This window comes from Burkholderia pyrrocinia, from assembly GCF_018417535.1.
Classification (GTDB): Bacteria; Pseudomonadota; Gammaproteobacteria; order Burkholderiales; family Burkholderiaceae; genus Burkholderia; species Burkholderia pyrrocinia_E.
Window position 1 is genome coordinate 2692768 of sequence record NZ_CP070977.1, and the last position, 19428, is coordinate 2712195.

The 19428-nt window shown below is 62.2% G+C and carries 19 protein-coding genes; 11 read left to right on the forward strand and 8 right to left on the reverse strand.

From position 1 onward, the window contains the following. Position 1: 1 nt before the first annotated feature. Positions 2-1294 carry a restriction endonuclease subunit S gene (locus JYG32_RS12445; RefSeq protein WP_249744536.1) on the reverse strand — a complete coding sequence of 431 codons (1293 nt, stop codon included), beginning with the start codon at positions 1292-1294 and terminating at the stop codon, positions 2-4. Continuing rightward, positions 1284-2840 carry a type I restriction-modification system subunit M gene (locus JYG32_RS12450; RefSeq protein ID WP_213263708.1) on the reverse strand — a complete coding sequence of 519 codons (1557 nt, stop codon included), beginning with the start codon at positions 2838-2840 and terminating at the stop codon, positions 1284-1286. The genes JYG32_RS12445 and JYG32_RS12450 overlap by 11 nt, the downstream gene beginning before the upstream one ends. Before the next feature lie 416 nt (positions 2841-3256). Here JYG32_RS12450 and JYG32_RS12455 point away from each other — a divergent pair, with 416 nt between their 5' ends. From JYG32_RS12455 to JYG32_RS12495, 9 genes are all read left to right on the forward strand, one after another. Next, on the forward strand, positions 3257-3781 hold the full coding sequence (locus tag JYG32_RS12455) for a glycine zipper family protein (protein WP_249744537.1): 525 nt from the start codon (positions 3257-3259) through the stop codon (positions 3779-3781). Positions 3782-3869: 88 nt separating this feature from the next. Then, positions 3870-4838 (forward strand): DUF932 domain-containing protein, encoded by a 969-nt coding sequence (locus JYG32_RS12460; protein ID WP_213263709.1) that lies wholly within the window; start codon positions 3870-3872, stop codon positions 4836-4838. Between the two features lie 68 nt (positions 4839-4906). Continuing rightward, positions 4907-5902 (forward strand): YqaJ viral recombinase family protein, encoded by a 996-nt coding sequence (locus JYG32_RS12465; protein WP_213263710.1) that lies wholly within the window; start codon positions 4907-4909, stop codon positions 5900-5902. Between the two features lie 50 nt (positions 5903-5952). Continuing rightward, positions 5953-6879, forward strand: coding sequence for a phage capsid protein (locus tag JYG32_RS12470; protein WP_213263711.1), 927 nt, complete (start codon positions 5953-5955; stop codon positions 6877-6879). Beyond that, positions 6876-7274, forward strand: a complete 399-nt coding sequence (locus JYG32_RS12475; protein ID WP_213263712.1) for a hypothetical protein — start codon at positions 6876-6878, stop codon at positions 7272-7274. The genes JYG32_RS12470 and JYG32_RS12475 overlap by 4 nt, the downstream gene beginning before the upstream one ends. Before the next feature lie 85 nt (positions 7275-7359). Continuing rightward, positions 7360-8508, forward strand: a complete 1149-nt coding sequence (locus JYG32_RS12480; RefSeq protein WP_249744538.1) for a hypothetical protein — start codon at positions 7360-7362, stop codon at positions 8506-8508. A 51-nt stretch (positions 8509-8559) separates the two neighbouring features. Then, positions 8560-9369 carry a DUF4942 domain-containing protein gene (locus JYG32_RS12485; protein ID WP_213263713.1) on the forward strand — a complete coding sequence of 270 codons (810 nt, stop codon included), beginning with the start codon at positions 8560-8562 and terminating at the stop codon, positions 9367-9369. Between the two features lie 113 nt (positions 9370-9482). Continuing rightward, positions 9483-9782, forward strand: coding sequence for a hypothetical protein (locus JYG32_RS12490; RefSeq protein WP_213263714.1), 300 nt, complete (start codon positions 9483-9485; stop codon positions 9780-9782). 1 nt (position 9783) lies between these two features. Continuing rightward, positions 9784-10422: a hypothetical protein gene (locus JYG32_RS12495; protein ID WP_213263715.1), complete on the forward strand. Its 639-nt coding sequence runs from the start codon at positions 9784-9786 to the stop codon at positions 10420-10422. On the opposite strand, the gene JYG32_RS12500 is transcribed toward JYG32_RS12495, so the two are convergent. Beyond that, a complete protein-coding gene (locus JYG32_RS12500) occupies positions 10400-10729 on the reverse strand; it encodes a helix-turn-helix domain-containing protein (protein WP_213263716.1) in 330 nt (109 codons plus the stop codon). The genes JYG32_RS12495 and JYG32_RS12500 overlap by 23 nt on opposite strands. A 187-nt stretch (positions 10730-10916) precedes the next feature. Here JYG32_RS12500 and JYG32_RS12505 point away from each other — a divergent pair, with 187 nt between their 5' ends. Then, a complete protein-coding gene (locus tag JYG32_RS12505; protein WP_213263717.1) occupies positions 10917-12692 on the forward strand; it encodes a hypothetical protein in 1776 nt (591 codons plus the stop codon). Positions 12693-12762: 70 nt separating this feature from the next. Next, on the forward strand, positions 12763-13416 hold the full coding sequence (locus tag JYG32_RS12510; protein ID WP_213263718.1) for a hypothetical protein: 654 nt from the start codon (positions 12763-12765) through the stop codon (positions 13414-13416). A 454-nt stretch (positions 13417-13870) separates the two neighbouring features. On the opposite strand, the gene JYG32_RS12515 is transcribed toward JYG32_RS12510, so the two are convergent. From JYG32_RS12515 to JYG32_RS12535, 5 genes are all read right to left on the reverse strand, one after another. Next, positions 13871-15025: a phospholipase D-like domain-containing protein gene (locus JYG32_RS12515; RefSeq protein WP_213263719.1), complete on the reverse strand. Its 1155-nt coding sequence runs from the start codon at positions 15023-15025 to the stop codon at positions 13871-13873. 249 nt (positions 15026-15274) lie between these two features. Next, complete coding sequence (locus tag JYG32_RS12520) at positions 15275-16669, reverse strand: UvrD-helicase domain-containing protein (protein WP_213263720.1); 1395 nt, start codon at positions 16667-16669, stop codon at positions 15275-15277. Then, positions 16662-18389 carry an ATP-dependent nuclease gene (locus tag JYG32_RS12525; RefSeq protein ID WP_213263721.1) on the reverse strand — a complete coding sequence of 576 codons (1728 nt, stop codon included), beginning with the start codon at positions 18387-18389 and terminating at the stop codon, positions 16662-16664. The genes JYG32_RS12520 and JYG32_RS12525 overlap by 8 nt, the downstream gene beginning before the upstream one ends. A 97-nt stretch (positions 18390-18486) precedes the next feature. Further along, on the reverse strand, positions 18487-19224 hold the full coding sequence (locus tag JYG32_RS12530; RefSeq protein ID WP_213263722.1) for a helix-turn-helix domain-containing protein: 738 nt from the start codon (positions 19222-19224) through the stop codon (positions 18487-18489). Continuing rightward, positions 19221-19373, reverse strand: a complete 153-nt coding sequence (locus tag JYG32_RS12535) for a hypothetical protein (protein WP_213263723.1) — start codon at positions 19371-19373, stop codon at positions 19221-19223. The genes JYG32_RS12530 and JYG32_RS12535 overlap by 4 nt, the downstream gene beginning before the upstream one ends. Positions 19374-19428: the final 55 nt, after the last annotated feature.

Consider the following 19428-nt stretch of genomic DNA (forward strand, 5'->3'; position numbering starts at 1 on the left):
CTCACGTTGCAGCTCCAATGATTTGTTCGGCGTTCTTCACCCGAAGCGCGCCCGAGATCAACATAGGAAGCAGGTTATCGCGCATTTTCGCAAGATTTACCGAGGTCTCGGAATTAGATTTGATTCCATCGAACAAGGACGAAACAATGCTTGCGAACGCGGCCCACAATTTATCGTCCTCCAACGGGGCAGCAAGCTGGTAAGCGGCAACCGCGTCACCCTGAGCGCGCTGGCGTCCCGACGTACCAGTCATGCTCCGGATAGCATGTTCCCGGAAGGCCTCGTTCCGCGCCAACAAGTACGCAAACGCCGCAGGCACAGGCCCCTGTGGCCGCATCACGATGTATTCCGTCGATCCCCAACCGACGACATCATCGGGAAGACACTGGATAAACGCTGTTTTGCCGTTCTCTAGACAAGGCGTAATTCGCGCCAACAACGTGTCGCCGTTACGGAAGCGCATTCCACTCCCGTAAGGTCGCATGACATAGGGATCAGGCCAGCTTCCTTGGGTTGGAAGCGAAGCCATGTCGAGGTAAGGCGCGACTTCGCCCTTTCGCAAGAGCTCGGTGGGATTAAACTCAATGAGCTCGCTCGCCTGCAACAGCCTCCAGCCTTCCGGCAATTCGTTGACGTCCATCCGTTCCGGGAACAAGTCCCAGATTTCGCGCGGTAGATATGGGCTACGGCCTTGCTGCTTCGCGCGCACGGGACCAAAATCGACGAACCAGTCCTTGAACAAGGCGCGGCCCATCGCCTCCAGCGTCTCATTCCTCTCGCCGTTGAGTTTGATCTTGTCGTCCAGGCTGCCAAGTATCTTGGCAATGGCGCGTTGTTCAACAAGTGGGGGCAAACGGGTCGCGTATCTCTCTACTGCGGATGAGGGGACACGCTGCCTTCCCGACGTACCTTCCATGTGACCGATCGCATGGCGTCGAAAATCGGGAGATCGAACGAGGTAATAGCCAAACAAGTTATCCGTCTGATTTTCCTTTCCACTGAGCACGATATATTCCGTAGACCCGTGAGCCACGACCCCTTCCGGAAGTTCGGAAATATAAGCGGTCTTGCCATTCTCAAGACACGGGGTTATTCGAGCGATCAAGGTATCGCCGTTCTGAAAACGCGTACCCGACCCAGTGAACTCACGAGTTTCAATTCGCTCAACGGACCTCGCGTGAACAGGTAAAGCGTCCATTGGAATGAAGGGTGCCACACGTCCTCGTTTAATCAGGCGCGACGGATTGACGTCAAAAGCATCACCTATCGTCGTTTCTCGCCATTCACTGACCATACCCAAGCTCCGTCAGATTTTTTTCGATGGCATCATCCACGCGTTGCGCCTCTAACTGCTGTGTACGCCATTGTGTTGAGAGCCTTCGCATCGCTTCGTCGAACGGCTCGCCGTCATCCGCCTGTGCCTCTGAGCCGACATACCGCCCTGGCGTCAGCACATGGCCGTGCTTGCGAATCTCATCCAAGCCCGCGGATTTGCAAAAACCCGGCACGTCGGCGTATTCACCTGCTTCTTTCTCACCACGCCATGCGTGGTAGGCATCAGCGATTCTCTTGATGTCATCGTCGTTGAGTTCGCGCCGTGTGCGGTCAATCAACACGCCCAGCTTACGCGCATCAATGAAGAGCACTTCGCCGCGCCGATCGCGAAGCCGACCACCTGGATTTTTATTGCGAGCGAGAAACCAAAGGCAGGCCGGGATTTGAGTCGAATAGAAGAGTTGACCGGGCAATGCCACCATGCAATCGACCGCGTCCGCCTCAATCATGGCCCTGCGAATCTCGCCTTCACCGGATTGGTTTGACGACATTGAGCCGTTGGCGAGCACCACCCCGGCTGTGCCGTTGGGTGCGAGGTGGTGGAAGATGTGCTGCAGCCAGGCGTAATTGGCGTTGCCCACTGGCGGTGCGCCGAATTTCCAACGAACGTCTTCTCGCAGCCGATCGCCGCCCCAGTCGGAGATATTGAAAGGCGGATTTGCGAGGATGAAGTCGGCCTTGAGGTCGCGCAGCTCGTCTTTATGAAAGCTGCCCTCGTTGTTCCAGCGGATGTCGGAGTCAATGCCACGTACCGCCAGATTCATCTTGGCCAGTCGCCACGTCGTGTAGTTTGATTCCTGGCCATAAATAGCGATGTCGCCAATGCGTCCGCCGTGCTCCTGCACGAACTTCTCCGATTGCACGAACATTCCACCCGATCCGCAGCACGGGTCATACACCCGGCCTGAGTATGGTTCGAGCATCTCGACCAGCACACGCACCACCGACCGTGGGGTGTAGAACTCGCCCCCACGCTTGCCTTCGGCACCAGCAAATTGCCCTAGGAAATACTCGTATACGCGCCCAAGAATGTCCCTTGAACGGTCGCCCTCTTCATTAAGAGCGATTCCGGATACCAGGTCGATCAGCTCGCCGAGCATCACCTTGTTCAGCGCGGGCCGGGCGTAGTCCTTTGGCAGTACGCCTTTGAGTGACTCATTGTCCTTCTCGATGGCTCGCATTGCGTCGTCGATCAAAGTGCCGATGGTAGGCAGCTTGGCACTGACCTGAAGGTGTTCCCAGCGAGCCTCCTTGGGTACCCAGAACACGTTGTCCGCGAGGTATTCGTCTTTGTCCTCGGCAGCCAGCTTGTCTTCCGCCAGCAAGGCTTTGTGCTTAGCCGTAAAGGCGTCCGAGATGTACTTCAGGAAAATGAGCCCAAGCGCGACGTGCTTGTAGTCAGACGGCTCCATGTTGCCGCGTAGCTTATCGGCAGCCTTGAACAGCTCAGCCTCGAAACCGAGATTGGCACCGTTGCCGCTCTTTGTATTTCCACCATTGACCATATTGGTTCTAATCCTTCATTCGTTCTTCGGTCGTGCCGCGTCAAATGCCGCCACATCTCTTCCGCCAGGTCCCAGTGCAACCACTCGCTGTTGAGCTCGTAGTGCGCGACGTCGCACCAGATCGCACTCGAATTGTCGGTTCCAAGTCACATTTGTCTCATTTTATCGCCAGCGAGCGGCAAACCAGCCAGCGTGCTGCCTAGATCCAAGAAAAATTTGGACACATATCACCATCCTGAGCCCGGCCAGCCACGGCCGCTCCGTCTGGGCAATCCCGCACGGACGAACCTGCCTCAGGAGGTCAGTGATGCTCCCCATTTCCCCTCTCGATTTTCTCATCGCGTTCGCACTCGCATTCCTCGGCGGTGCGCTGGTGGCCGCGTGCCACTGCCGGCACGTCGGCAAGGTTAGGCGCGATGCTTTTGCTCGTGCATGCGAGGCCCCCGTCCATGCGTGAGCGCCCTCCGTGCTTTCCGTATGACGACGAGAGCGAAGACGATGACCCGGCGTGGCAGTCGGCGCTGAATCGGCTTCGTTTCGTGCATCAGCCGTCAGAGCCTGACGAAGACAAAGGCGAATCGCCGCGCTTTCGACCCGGCAAGGGGGATCTGGTCTGGCCGTGTCCGTCGTGCGAGTCGTTCCGCACCGAGCAACGGCACATTGCAAGGCGCATCTGCAGCGCCGTCGGTGCGGCGGCAGGCGCCACGAGCGGCGCGGCTGCTGTGCTGTCCGGCGCGGAGACCGGTGCGGCCATCGGCGCGCTCGGCGGTCCTGCGGGTGCCGTGTGCGGCAGTGTTGCGGGGGCCATCCTCGCCGGACTTGTCGCGGGAGCCGCGGGCTGCGCCACGGGCGCTGCCTTCGGCGAAGCGCTAGACCTGAAAGTGCTCGACAACTGGCGGTGTCTGGCCTGCGGACGGGTCTTCACCGTCCGTCGCGGCTGACGTTCCGCGACTGCGGCCCCTCATCTTGTTTCGTCCAGCCCGGCCTCGTGCCGGGTTTTATGCCTTCTTTTTCACAGGGAGTTTCAAAGTGCATCTCGTTCAAACCATGGCATACGTAGGAGAACAACCCTGGCACGGCCTCGGCAACAAGCTCACGCCCCGGCAACCGCTCGAAGTTTGGGCGCGAGCCGCTGGCATGGACTGGCAAATCGAGGAGGCTGAAGTCCGCTACGTCGCCGCTCGCGACAAAGCCCTCGGTTCCATTCACGCATTCCCCGAGCAGAAGGTTTTATATCGCTCGGACAGTAAGGCGCCCCTGTCCGTCGTGTCCGCCCGTTATCAGGTCGTCCAGCCATCCGAAATTCTGGAGTTCTACCGGGATCTGACGGAAGTCGGCGGTTTCGAGCTCGAAACCGCTGGCGTGCTCAAGGAAGGCCGCAAGCTGTGGGCTCTTGCGCGCACCGGCCAGAGCGCGACGCTCAAGGGTAAAGACCAGGTCAACGGATATTTGCTGCTCGCCACCGCATGCGACGGCACGCTCGCGACCACCGCACAGCACACAGCGGTTCGCGTCGTGTGCAACAACACGATGCAGATCGCGCTGAGCAACTCGACGGGCGCGGTGAAGGTTGGTCACCGCTCGCAGTTCGATGCGCAGGCCGTGAAAAGACAATTGGGTCTCGCGATCTCGAGCTGGGATGCGTTCATGGTCCGCATGAAGGCCCTGTCCGAGCGCAAGGTGTCCGACGCGGCGGCGGAGAAATTCTTGCGGCGTGTGCTTACGTATCCGACCGCCAATTCAACCGGTCGCGATGCACTCGCCGTCAACGAGCGTGCAATCAAGGCCGTCGCTCAGCTCTATGCCGGACGCGGGAAAGGTGCCGATCTGGCATCCGCTTCGGGAACCGCCTGGGGCTTATTGAACGCTGTAACGGAGTACGTGGACCACCACCGACGCTCGCGCAGCGACGACCATCGGCGCGATGCCGCGTGGTTCGGCTCGGGCGCCACACTCAAAGGCCGGGCGTGGGATGAAGCGCTCAAGCTCGTTGTGTAGTTCCCGCTCCCTTTCGTCCTCGGCCCGGTCAGGTTCGCCTGCCGGGCCGATTTGTTTCTGGAGGCTGTATGAGTGTCATTCCATCCAGTCGCGTCCGCATGCAACGGCCGGCATTGAAGCTCGTCAAGACGCAGGAACTGAGTCGGGACGACTGGCTCGCGGTGCGACGGACCGGCATCGGCGGTTCGGATGCCGCCGCGGCCGTGGGACTGAATCCCTACATGAGTCCGCTGGAGTTGTGGCTCGACAAGACCGGCCGGGCCGACGGCCTGCCCGGCCCCAATCCGGACGATACGACGTCGCCCACGTATTGGGGGACGCTGCTGGAACCGATCGTTGCGGCGTCATACACAAAGCAGACCGGCAACAAGGTCCGGCGCGTCAACGCCGTCCTACGGCACCCGACGATCCCGTTCATGCTCGCGAACCTCGATCGTGAAATCGTCGGGGCGCGGGACGTGCAGATTCTGGAGTGCAAGACGGCGGGCGAATTCGGCGCGCGGCTCTGGCGCAACGGCGTGCCCGAATACGTCGAGTTGCAGGTGCAGCACCAGTTGGCGGTCACGGGCAAGACGGCGGCACACGTCGCCGTGCTGCTCTGCGGACAAGCGCTGGAAGTGTTTCGAATCGAGCGAGACGAGCGATTGATCGCTCGACTAGTCGAACTCGAGGCTCGCTTCTGGCGGTTCGTGGAGGCCGACACGCCACCGCCCGCGGATGGCTCCGGGTCGGCGGATCGCGCGCTGCGCCATCTGTATCCGGGCCATGGTGGCCAGGTCGATTTCACAGGGGACGTGCGACTGTCGTCAACTTTTGCCGATCTGGTCGCCGTGCGGGCCGAGATTGAGGCGCGGCAAACCGTCGAAGCGCAGCTCAAGCAGACGATCCAGCAAGCAATGGGCAACGCCACGCGCGCCGTGTTCGAAACCGGCGAAGTGTCATTCAAGCGCAGCAAGGATTCGTCCACCGTGGATGTGAAGCGACTCATCGCCGACCACCCGGAGTACGAGACCCGGTACACAGTGCCCAAGCCCGGTTCGCGCCGCTTTCTCGTGTCTTTCTGATTCCGTTCCCCGCTCCCTCTTCCTTTTCACCTCCCATTCAGAGGACTACCATGCTCAAGGGACTTTCCGTCACTCCCCCAGTTGTCGGGCGTATCAGTATCGGCCGTGTGGTCGAGAAGAACGGCAAACGCGTGCCTTCTGCCGACGACCAGTTCACCCTCACAACGCAGGTGCAGCAGCGCGGTGAATGGTTGTTGCATCCGCTCGACGGGCAGTTGCGCAAGGCCACGACCGGCAAGCTGCGCGCGATCCCCGTGCGCATGCTCTTCAACGATCCTGACCTGAACCTGCGTGCCGACTATTCGCTGTTCGACCGCGACACGGGACGCCCTGTATGCGTTGGCAACGGCGAAACATGCCGGCGAGTCGGTGTGGACGGCAACGGCATCGAAACCCTGCCGTGTCCATCGCCGGATAGCTGTGCCTTCGGCAAGCAGGGCGGCTGCAAGCCCTACGCGCGGCTGAACGTCATCATCGGCGACGAGGATGAACTGGGCTCGTTCATCTTGCGCACCACCTCGTATAACTCGATCCGCACGCTCGCCGCGCGTCTTCACTACTTCAGTGCGGTATCGGGCAACCTGCTCGCCTGCCTGCCGCTCACCCTCCGGCTCAGGGGCAAGAGCACCACCCAGAGCTACCGGTCGGCGATCTACTATGTGGATCTGTCCATACGCGATGGGAGCACGCTCGAACAGGCGTTGATGGAAGCGAGAGAGCTGGACGCGCGCCGCCGCGCGGCTGGCTTCGATCAGGCCGCGCTCGACGCCGCCGCACGTGCGGGGTTCGCCAATGGCGCGTTCGAGGACAGTCCCGACGAGCGCGCCGCCGTGACGGAGGAATTTTTTCCCGAGCAGACATCGAGCGGATCGGACAGCCGCTATTCGGTCGAAACGGATACACGAGAAACGACGCCTCCGTCGCTGCGCGACAAGCTCGAGCGGAAAGCGGCATTGCTCGGTGGGAAGGCGGCATGAGCGCCGACACCTGCGAGCCATTCGTCTGCCGGGACGGACGGCTGCTCCCTCGCTACCACGACGCCCAGACCGATCTCGCGCCCGGCCTGTACCTGGGTCTGTTTCACGGACGCAATGCCGTCGACGAGATCACAGAAGATTGGGGATTCGACGGGCCGGTCATCGGACCGCTCGAATTCGTCCACACGACGTACGCGGCCGAGATCAAGCTGCGCTTTGTCGAGCGCCACGTCACGCCGCGATATTTCCCCGGAACGGGGCTCGTCGCCGATGTTGCAACCGGCGACCTAGTTCCCTGCGCCGAGGCCGTCCTGAGCGTCGCGGACGATCTGCTCGTCTTCGACGGCCGGTATTTCGGCGACTGGTCGGTGTTCGTGCATGGCGTCCGAACATAGCCAACGCTTCCCTCTCCTTCCGTCCCTCTCGCTTTCCCGACACTCACCGGACGCTCCCCCAACGCGTCCCGGAGACATTTTGCCTATGGAAAACACCATCAACATGGAAACCCGCTTCCGCCTGCTGCGGCCACCCGGCGCCGGCGTCTTCTGGCTCGCGACGGTCGCGACCGCCACCTCGCTCAGCCTGTCCATCCTGGCTGGCTGGCAGCGCGGGGGCACGCTGCCCGAGCGAGTCGTCTGGGTCGCGATCGGCATCGTGCTCGTCGTCAGCGCGCACCTGCTACCGGTGCTGATCCGCGAGTCATCCTTCGTCGTGCGCGGCGTGGGGAGCATGCTGTGGGTCGCATGCATGGTGACCGCGGGCTACGGGCACCTCACGTTCTTCCTCTTCGCCCAGCAGCACGCGGGAGAGCGACGGGCGTCAGTCGTCGCGGTCACGCTTCCCACCCCGGTCCGCAGTCTAACGGTCGTGATGTCCGATCGTGCAACCGTCGTCCGACAACTCGCGTGGCTCGACGCACGGCGTTGTTTCCGTGACTGCGCCGGACGCGATGTGCGCCGCGTGACGCTCGCCGCAAGACTCGATGCGCTGAACGCCGAAGCCGATGATATCCGCCGCCAGCAGGCAACGGACGATCGCGTCACGGTGCAGCGCGGCGTGTTACTCGCCGATCCGGTCACGTCGCGACTCGCGGCGCTACTCGGCATATCGGCGTCGCGTGTCGACCTGCTGTCGGGACTGGTATTCGCAGCTGTACTGGAATGCACCGCCTGCCTGCTTTGGACCATCGTGCTTCGGCCGTCTTCGCTACCGGCAGCCGCCGCGGTCGTGGCTGACACAACGTCGACGGCTGTCGCTCCGCCCCAGGAGCCCCGCGAAGACGCGACTCATGTGACTCTGCCCGCAGTCACGCCGATCGCGAATGTGACTACCGTGACTCGCCCCGCAGTCACGGCGGTCGCCGCGAGTCACGCCGACGGGACCGTTAGTAGCGAAGCGCTGTCGGAGAGTCGCGCCGTCATGGAGAACTGTCGTACGCCCCGTGACGATCCCATTACGTCGTTACCGGACGGTACTCCGCCCGGTGGCGAGGTCGCGGAGCTCGCCAAGGCCATCGCGGCCGGTCAGGTACGCCCGACTGTTGCCGGAATCCGGACGTATCTCGGCTGCTCTCAGGCGCGGGCGGCAGCGCTACGCCGCCAGCTCGTCGAACACACCACAACGGCATAGACGCCGGGCCTCGCGCCCGGCTTTTTCTTTTCTCCACAACCACGGAGCGGTATGGACACGACCACCGATCTCGTCAAGAGTCTCAGCATCGCCAATCTCGCCAACCAGCGCGTCGCCGTCGTCGAACGCGTCCGTCGCGCGCTCGATCTGCTCTATGAAGCCGAACAGCTCGCAAGGGCAGCACATCTCGGCTTTCCGCGGCTCGTGCTCGACGACAGCTACGCCTGTCGCGGCAGGCCGACCGTTACCGGAGAATACGCGAAACGCGACGAAGCTGAAGGCGCCATGGCGCGCGTAATCGATGTGCGCGGCTGGAACTACCTGCTGTCCGAATCGGGCCTGCGCACCTTCATGGACGCGCGCGCCCGTGAACAGTGGGACCGGCAGCTCGCCGATGGCGACGTGCCCGAACTGACCGCCGCCAACATCGAAGCCACGTTCACGCAGCTCTACGGTACGCGCGGCGACATGTTCGAACGCGGGGTGCTGCAGTGCTTCCGGCGGCTATCGTGGGACTACCGGAGCAATCAGCCATTCAAGTTCGGCAAGCGAATCATCGTCACGTATCTGCTCAGTTCCGGCTCCCCGAATCACAGGGTCACCGACGAACTGGACGATCTGATCCGAGTGTTCTGCATACTGGACGGCAAGCCCGAGCCGGACCACCGGCACGGCGCCTATGTCCTTGTCTCGGACGCGCGGCAGGCACGACGGACCGAAGCCGAGCATGTCTACTTCCATCTGCGCTGGTTCAAGAATGGCAACGGCCACTTGACCTTCAAACGGCCCGATCTGGTCGAGAAAATGAATCAGATCCTCGCCAAGCACTACCCGAACGCGCTCGCCTCCAAAGCACGGTAGTCCCCCCTCGTCATCCGACGCGTCCCGCGTCTGGCATTCCCCCCTGTTCTTGCGACCTCGCATCCGGCTCTGCCGGAGGCTCGTGCTCGCCCATTTTCCCGGAGACCTTCATCGTGAACCCGCTTTCGTCTCGTAACGCCGGCCCGCGCTTCAGGCTCGGCCGCATTCTCGCCACGCCTGCCGCAGTAGAAGTTCTCGCCGACGCGAAAACCTCGATCGTCGATTTGTTGAGTCGTCATGTTCGCGGGGACTTCGGCGACTTGGCCGAATCCGATCGCCAACAAAACGAGATCGCGGTTGAGACCGAGCAACGGATTCTGTCCAGCTACGTCCTGCCTGGCGGGCAAACCGTTTGGGTGATTACGGAGTGGGACCGCTCCGCCACGACGTTCCTGCTACCGGACGATTACTGACATGCTGATCCAGAAATTTCATCCCGGCATCGAGCTCGGCCAGCAGTTGGCGATCGCCGGGTGTGGGACACCGCTCTTCAGCCGGCAGGGACATTGGGACGGCGGCAGCACCCTGCATTGCGTCGCGATGGGGCTTGCCCTGCTCGACAAGCTCACCGATCCGGTCGGGCTTCCGTATCACGCGAGCGGTAACGAGCGCACGGTATGGGATCACGCCTGGCCTCACTACCTGCACGGACTGACGCTTTCGGAACTCGCGACCTTCGTCGCCGAGCTGAACCTGGGCGTGCAGCCGGTCATCCGCTCGGGATCGGCGTCCGACGTGCTGCACTTCGTTGCGGGCGAACTCTCGCTCGGGCGACCAGTCATCGTCGGTTGGCGGCAGCGACGGCCGGTCAGGTGGCATGCAGCACTGGCGGTCGGCATCGAAGGGCGACAGGAACGGCGCACTTTCACGCCGCATGCGCTGTTGCTGGCCGATCCGGCCGGCCGCGAACCCGGCATGGCCGGATACAACGCCCGGCTCGACGTTCACGGACCGGGGTCAGTGCGCTACCGCTCCTCCTGTTCCCAACTGGCCGTTACCTTCGGCGGCGCGGTGTCGATGCGGCCTCGGGTTAGCGCAACCGTTGACGCTTGATCTCCGGTGGCGTCGCCGCGTTCGCGCGCCGTTCGCCGGTAGGCTTGAGCGACACGCCTTCCAGCGGCGCGAAGAGCTCCGCGAGCGTCACGTTCAACGCATAGCAGATGTTCGCCAGCGTCTCGACGGACGGATTGGCGATGCCGCGCTCAATCGCCGAAATATAGGTGCGATCGACGTGCGCCTCGAAGGCGAGCGTCTCCTGCGATTTCTCCGCTTCATGCCGGCATTGCTTGATCCGCTTGCCGAGGGCAATCGAGATCGGGGCCGGCGGGGCGGGGGGCGGGGTTGAGCGCTTGGCAGTCATGGCGTGCAGGATGCCCCCACGTAGACTGATTCTCGACGTTGTAAACTCCTCAATTACAGTAGTGTTTACTCTTCATTTTTTTCAATCTGAGCCGATATAGCGGTTCGAGGGCGTGCAGCCTAGGCCGGCTCGCGCTCGACTTTGTCGAGTAAACACAACAATCACCCTTTGAAAGGAACCACGAAGAATGAACAACAAACGTCCTACCCGGGGAATTCGAATCCCGCTCTGCATGTCCCTCGGATCGCTCACCCTACTCGCTGCGTGCGGCGGGGGTGGCGGTGGCTCCTCCTCGGGGGCCACGACCACGTCGACCTCACAGCTATCGGGTAAGGCGATCGACGGGTACCTCTCGGGTGCGACCGTCTGCTTCGACAACGGCCAAGGTGCGTGCGACACGAGCCAGCCGTCGACTACGACCGATGCCAACGGCAATTACATGCTCAAGGTGTCGGGCGACATGACTGGCAAGCAGCTCAACGTGCTCGTCACCTCGAACACGACTGACGGCGGCAACAAGTTCACGAGCACCTTCACGATGTCGGCGGTCGTCTCCGGCACCACGCAGAACGTGACACCGCTCACGACAATGGTCGTCTCACAGATGAAGGCGGGCAAGACGCAGGCGGATGCGACCACAGCCGTGCAGAACCTCGTCGGCAGCAGCGTCGACCCGAACGCCGATTATGTCGCTAACGGCGATACCGGCACGGCGGCAGTCACCGCCCGCATGGTCAGCCACATGACGGCGCTCGCCGGTCAGGGGCCGATCTCGTGGTCGCAGGTGCAGGCGACAATGAATGCGTACGGGGCGAAGGGCAGCGTCAACGGCGTGGAACAATCCGACGTCGATGCACAACTCGCCAACCCGGCGTACAGCTCGCCGGTCGACGCGTCGACGGCGCTCGCCAATCCGCTCTATACGGTCGACGGCGATCTTTCCCAGTTCATCGTCGGGAGCAGCATTTCGGCGGCGCTCTCTCCGGTTCGCGAGGATTTCACGCTCTCCGGCTCCACGCTTTCAATCACCCAGGAGGTGCAAAGCAACGGCAGTTGGTCGGCGGCGTCGCCGGTCGGCAGCTACGACGCGGGTTTCAGTGGTTCCTGGGTGTCCAATGACGCTGGCGTTGGTGCTTACCTCATGAAAGCGGACGGCACATGGACGAGCTGGCTGACGGCCGCGCAGTTGCATCCGTCGTACAGCCTATCCACGGTCGGCTCCAAGCTCATTGGCACCGATCCGAACACGGGGGACGCGGTCACGGTCGCCTATCGGACGATCGATGTCGGCGGCCAGCCGCTCTCGAGCGCGCTGCAGATCGACTACCGCAATCCGGTGCGCGGAGCCATGACGGGCACGTTTCCCTCCGGGACGACCGCCTACCTTGCCACAACCGCCTACGCGAACGATCGGCTGATGCTCGTCAATCAGGGGCTCGGCATGCCTTGGATCAACGGCGCGGACGTGAACTCGTCGACGATCGTCAATGGCTCGGTCCTCTACACCCTCGGCGATCCGAACACGACCTACACAACGGTGCAACAGGCCGTTGGAACGCAGACCGACATCGCCGGTGGTTGCTTACTGCTCAGCATCCAGGCAGGCGGTGTCGCCCAAGTTGTCGAAAGCGGGAAGTCGGGCTGCAACTACAGCAATGAACCGCTGTCGTTTCCGGTTACGGGTAGCTGGTCGGCCTATTCGCGCAATCCTAACGTCATTACCGTCAGTCTGCCGAAGTCAATCGGTGCGCCGACCGTGCCGATCGATGACGGGATTAAGAACGTGATCAATGCAGGGGGCTCACTCGTTGTCGGCCTGATGAACGGCAAGCTGATGGGCGGGTTCATGCTGCCCGCCAGTGCGCCGGTCACGGTGGCGCAGTTCCCCTCGTCCGTCACCGACACCATCGCGGCGTCGATGCGCGCGGCGGCATTTAGCCTTGGCATTCAACAGAACCCGTAAGAACGCCCGTCCCCGTGTTCGCTCCCGCAGGGCTTCCCTCGGGAACAATTTCTTTTTCCATTCAATCACCATGAAATCCTCTCCCTTCTCCACTACCGTCCTTCTACTCGCCATCGCCACCGCGCTTTCCGCGTGCTCGAACGGGCCATCCGAGAGCGACGCCAAAGCCGCAGTCCAGGCAGCCCTCGGCGGCTGCGAGTACCTTTCGATCGACCACTTCGAGAAAGTCAACGGTACGCCGCAGGGCGACGGTCACTATCTCGTCGACGTGAAGTACACGGTCGCGATGAAGCCGACGCCCGAAATCAAGGCATATGCCAGCGAGAAGTACGCGCAGGAGGTCGACAACCTGAAGAAGCAACTCGCGCATGGTCATGAAGTCGAGAACGCCTGGAAAGCTGATGAACAAGCTTGGATGCAGGCGAATCCCGGGCAGGATGCCGCCACGTATGAAGTAGCCCATCAGGACAGTTGGGCCGACTACCAGAAGGTCATGCCACTGCTGCTCAGTGGTGACCAACTCGTGAACAATGCACCGCGAGCGGCCAAGGCTGCAATGGGGCGCGCCATGCGGCAAACGTGTCCGAACGTCAGCGCAACGCTGCTCGATAACTTTTTCAACGGAAACGAATCCGTCGAGCAGTACGCCGAGGGACTGGAAGAGACGTTCACCGGCAAAATTGCGATGACGAAAACGGACAACGGCTGGCAAGAGGATCGCTGAGTCGGCGCTCCTCGAAAGTTCACGGGGTACCCCCTCGCAGGAAAAAACCCGCATAGTGAGGCGCGCCGTAAGGTGCGCCTCTACCGCGCTGCACTTCCTTTTTTTTGGATCGTGCTGGCAAAGGCTGGATGTACAGCGCAGCACCGATTCCGGCATAGCCCTCGGATTCGCCGGAACCTCTTTTGCCGACCGGACCGCCGGTCGGCATTTTTCCCAAACATCAAGCCGACACTACGCTTTGGAAGCCATCACATCATCGGCGCCATTCGGCCGCGCACGGCGTTTCGCTTCCTTCATAGCTGAATCGGTTTCCTTCGCTATGGCGAGAAAAACCTACTCGGAATGTCTTGCTATGTCATTCTCGATCGCCCGATGATTTTCCAGTAGCGAATGGCAGGCGACGAAGCGCATCGGGGCGAAAACAAAGTCCCGCAGTCAATCTTCTCGACGCAATTCACGCATTGGGGTTGTACTCGGATGATGCCCAGATCAAGAGATCGAGCTCGGCGAGATTCTTTGCCGGATAGTTCGGGTTGGCGCGCAAGGCCATGCGCAACTTCTTGGCAAGGTCGACATACCTCGCACCCTCGCTAGATCCGCGTGGCGCAGTGAAGCGGTTCTTCACAAGGAACTGTTGAACCGGATCATTTAGCACCGGATACTCATTGGGGAAGCGCAAGCACAGCATTTCCGATAGGAACGCCTTGCGTGCGGAATTTCCGCGGGTGGCGAGATAATCCAGTTGAGCTCTTACCACGTCGTCGCGATGGCGCTTTTCCGCACCCAGAATGGCGACGAATGAAGCGGCGAGTTCCTGAAAATCTGCGTGCTTGCCCTTTCGTTCCCATCCTTTGCCCTGCAGTCGGTTCCCGATCTCCATACTCCAATGTTTCGGCAGTTCCTCGAAGAACTGAGGGCTGGTGATTCTTGCGCTGGCCGCGCGCCGAAACAACTGCATAAGCCCGTTGCGTCGCTTGTCGTAGGCCGCAAGTTGCTTTCTCCGAACTCGGAGCCTATCCGCCGTGTTCGAAGGCCGGGGCAGCTTGAACGTGACGACCGGCGACTTTCCCTGCCGAGCGTGTGTGCGCTTGCCGCCAGGGCCTCCCGGCTTGCGCTCGGCCTCCACATACTGATCCAGCCAGTCCTCAGAGACGGGAACCGAACGCTCCTCGATCCAGTCGATCCACGCCTTAGCTTCCTCGAAGGCCTTCTGCGAAATGGGAACCATGACATTGGCTTCCACGTTGCCGTCGAAGGCGGCTCGGCTCATGTTGGAGGACCCGATGAGCATGAAGGCTTGCCCCCTGGCATTGCGCCATATAACCGCTTTCGGGTGGAAACCGGTTATCTCGTCGGCGACCAGAAAGTCTGCCTTCCGAGAAGCCGGGAGCCATTTAAGGACATCCAGGCAGGCGTTCTTACGGGTGATGCCGAAGTCCTTTCCGATGATGAAGCGGAACCGTTCACAGGTCGGTGTCAGCTTGACTTCTCGATCCCACTCCGTCAGATAGGCAGACACGACGTAGAGTTCCACCGCGTCCTTGAATGCAGTCCGATAGTGCTTCCCAAGCCCGCTGCGCTGTTCGCTCGTGTGCAGAACGATTTCCATCGTTATCCCGGTTGTTGTGAAATGCGACTACGCTCCACTTTGGCCGCCGAGCCAATGCTCGTACCGACTCCGCACCTCTGGTTTGAGCGCCAGTTATATAGCGATTGCTGCCGTTCTTGGCCACCGCGTGAACGTACGCCCTTAGCCACACTGCGGCCGTCCAAGAACCCTGTCGATCGAGGCGCGAACAGCAGCCTTCAAGGTCGTGCGCAAGGCGTCCCCGGTGGTCCGACCTAGACAGCGTCCCTCTCACAGATCGGGCCGTGGGAATTGAACATACCGATCCCGTGCGGTGATAGTCAGGCTCTGCGTCGCTCGCGAGATTGCGACGTAGAAGAGCTTCGCCTGCGCGTAGTCCTCGTTGCCGAAGTGCGAGGCGTCGGGGATCAGCACGTGATCGAATTCCAGGCCCTTGAGCAGCAGGGGCGTCGAAATTGTCCGCCGCTGCAGGGAGCGGCCTGCTGCACTCACGCGCTGTCGGATCTTCAGCACCGCTTCGGCGAGAGTGGCCGCCCGATCGGCAGCCAGCTCGCCCAGCGCGCGCTCGGCATCGCGCCACAGCTCGCCCCGGAACAACCGCCAGCGCGGGTGGCGACGCGCGAGCCGCATGAACTCGCGAGCCGCTTCGGCACAGTCAGCGCCTCCCAGTTGTCGGGCGGCGGCTTTCATGTCGTCGATGACCTGCGCCTGCTCGGGCGGCAACTCCTCGTTGGCCTGCTTCTCGCGCTTGTGGAAGCAATCTGTGCTCAAGGCCAGGACGGTGTCTAGACGTTGTTGTGCGCCTGCGCTGCCATCCCAGCCGGAAGCGAAGCTCGTCAGCCGCCTGGCGGCGACCTCCTCGATGGACTGGTACATGCCGCGCGTGGCGCGGGCCAGGTTGTCACACATGCCCCGACGGCAGTGGATCGCAGCGGTTGTTCCCTCGCGATCCTCGATGCCGTCGAAGAACGCGCCCATGTCGAAGGCTTCGTCAGCGTGCCGAAACGTGACCGGGCCGGAGTCCAGATCGATGCGCTCGCCAAGGATGAGGCGTCGGCGCGTCTCCGCGATCCATGCACCAAGGGCGGGGTTCTTCTTCTGCCAGCGGCGCGGCTCCTCCAGTTCGAGCGCGAGCGGGAAGGTCGGATAAACATCGCGCTGCCAGCGAAGCCGGGCGTTCGCGAATTCGAAGATGCCCTGCATCGGATCGCCGAATACGATCGTAGGAACGATCTCTGAGAGCGCGATGGCTAGCGCATGCTGGCCGGGATCGCAGTCCTGATACTCATCAATCAGGATGCGGTCATACGAGGACCGCACCACGTCGCGGACCGCCGAGACCTTCAGCACGTTTAGGGCGTTCTGCCGCAGCGCGCTCCATTCGGCCCCGGTGGGCATCCCCGCGGGCGGGTGGCCGCGCTTGGGGAAGGCGCGCACATAGCGCATGCACCATCCGTCGATGGTGTCTACGTTTGCCGCGCCTGCCGGTATGTTGAGTCGCTTCAGCCTGCCGCGCAACGCATTTACGCCAGCATGCGTATGCGTGAGGATCAGAGTGCGTATGCCCAGCGCCGCCGTCTTCGCGATGGCCTCGGTCTTTCCGTGGCCCGCCGGTGCGATCAGTGAGCCGACGGTAAGCCCGGCGAGGATGCGAGCCTCAGGCATAGAGCCACGCCTCCAGCGCTCGTACGCACTTCGAGAAAGCCGACGCGGGCGCTTGCTCGACAATCTCCCATGCGATGGGCGCGATGGCGCGGCCCGAGTGCAGCTCCTTGAACCAGTTTTTCTTCGACGCGATCCCCGCCAGGGTTGCACGAAGGGCAGCCCCATTAGCGGTGACAAGCAGTTCCCACGAGTTAAAGGCAAGGCTCGTCGTCTCAGGCGTCAGCTCCGCATCCCTGGCCATCAGGGTTGCCGCGACCGACTCTTCGGACTTCTCCGCGCGCGCGTAGTCGAGCAGCGCCTGCACCTGCGCGTCGCTGGCGGCCGTGAACAGCGCCGTCTCCGTATCCGTCGTGCCGTCGTACTGGAAGACCACGACGCCGGCGGCGGCAATATCGCGCGTCTCGTCTGGCGTCAGCGGACGGTCGGAGTCCCGATACAGAGCGACGGGGTAGCCTAGCGTCGCAAGCGCTACCGCCAGTTGCGGAGCTTGCGTTCCTTCGCCATCTGCAAAAGCGACGCCGCGCTGTTCGACGGGGACGCCCCCGTTGCGCGCGCAGAAAGGGGCGCGGAAGCCAAGCAGCAGACCCACCTCCGTCACGCCCTCGCAGATGAGGATGCGGCGCGCGAACAGGGCGCGCGGCGTCTTCTTCATCAACTTCGCGAAGGCAGAGAGGATCGAAGGTGCCTGGAACTCGGTCCGCTTGCTGGCCCTGTCGCGACGCCCGACATAGAGGTTGCGCGCCTCGATCTCGCCGATGGCGACATCGGAGTGCGTGGTCATGAGAAGCTGCCCCACCGGCTTCTTCTCCGTCGCAGCGGTCGCCTGCGCCTCCTTTAAGCGTGCAATCGCCCCGATCACACGGTGCGGTTCAAGGCCGTGCTCGATCTCGTCGATCAGGACGACGGCACCTTCCGTGATGGCCGAGCGCTGGATTGCCAGCGTCGCCAGACGCCGGGTTCCCAAGCCTGCGAGGCGCAAGGGGACGCCGCCGTCATGGAGTGCGATCGAACTGGTTGAGAACCCGCCCCGCAGCAGTTCCAGACCGGGGCCGTACTTGTCCTGCACGTAAGCGCCGAGGGCAGAGGCCTGCGTCTGCGCCGCTTTCGCGGCATCCGCGAGTGCCGTCACCTTGTCGAGCTTCGCGCTGCTGCGCGCCGTGCGGTAGGCATCGGCCAAGTTGCGAGCGGCGTCGTCCGCGTCACCCGTCAGTTTGGCGAGCACTGAGCCCTGGCCCCAGGTTAGGTGCCGGGCGTCGTCGCCTGCCAGTCGCACCAGGCCGAACAGGGCACGGTCCCTGTTCGAGAGCGTGCGCGGGTTGGTGGCAGAGTCGCGCACTAGCTCCCACACTGGTTCCATCGTGGCATCCACCGTCAGGCGCACGGTGAGCACAGGTTCATCTCCGTCTTCCGGCTCGTCGTTCAGCGTTCCCGTTGCCGACCAGCCGCTGATATACAGGCCGAAGCGCTCGTCGGACTTCAGCGCCTTCGAGAGCTCTCCGACCGTGACCTCGACACAGATTGGCGTCGCCGTATCTCCATCGAGGAAATCGACTTCGCTGAAGGCGAGCCAGCGCGAGGACAGGGCCGCCTCGATAGCATCGAGGACCGTAGATTTGCCGGTATCGCCCACGCCGATGAGGCAGCACAGCGGCGACTGCGGTTTCCAGTCAAGAGCGCCGATCCCGCGAAAGTTGCTGATCTTCAGTTGTCTTACCTGCATCCCATACTCCGTCCTGCCTGCCGTGCGCACCGTATTTCCTTCGCCTTTCGGCGAAACGAAGCTCCCGCAGGAACCCTTCTCGTTGCTGACGCTGCCGCTAGGTGGCAGCGGCGACCGGTAATACCGCCGTGGCGGCGACCGCGCCGTCCAGGGTGCCGCTCTTCTGCTGCACCAGCGCCGGATAGCCCGTCAGGTAGTACTTGTTCGGCTCGTTCTTCGTCAAGATGTGGTTGTGGTCACGGTTGATGCCGACCAGCAGCCCTGTGCCGATTAGCAGACTGATCGCCTTGCGGATGTCCCGCTCAGAGATGCCGGTCCGCTCGAAGATGGTCTCATACGACGCCATCGAGAAATAGTTGTGGTTGCTGCGGATCGCCGCGAAGTACAGGTAAAGCTTCATCGCGTGCAGTTCGTGCTTCGAGCGCATCGTGAAATGCGCGAACGGCTTGATCACGTTGCCCGCCACGATCGCGTGGCAAGGCAGCTTGAAGAAGCGGTGCTCCTCCGGCCAATTGATCTTGTAGCGGCGCTTCTGATGCGATCCCTCGGGTGCAATCAGGCCGAGCGCGACCAGACGCTGCAGCCCCGCTGAGATCAGCGCGCGCGACAAGCCGGTCGCTTCGCGGAGATCAACGTACGTCCCTTCGGCGATCGCCACGTACCGCCCCTGCTCGTCGAGCCATGCCGTCGCCATGAAGTTGAGCGCGACAAGCAGCATCAACGCCGCCGTTTCGCCTGCAGGCTTCGCACCGTCAGCGGTGCTCCATTTCATCTGCGGCAGCGCCGCCAGCACCGGTGCGGAGGGCAGCCGGTGCCATTGCGAGGATCGGATCACTTCCGGCCTCCCTTCTTCGACGTCACGTAAAGCGCGTACCCGGCGACCCCAAGCGCCATGACAGGCACTAGCGCGGTGAAGAGCTGAACCAACGACGGCGTATTCGCCGACAACCAATCCAGGCAGAAGAGCAGCAACTCATTGTTCATCTGGTCCGTCCTTTCTGACGTTGAGCCGATGGACCAGAATTTATTGATTCTTGAG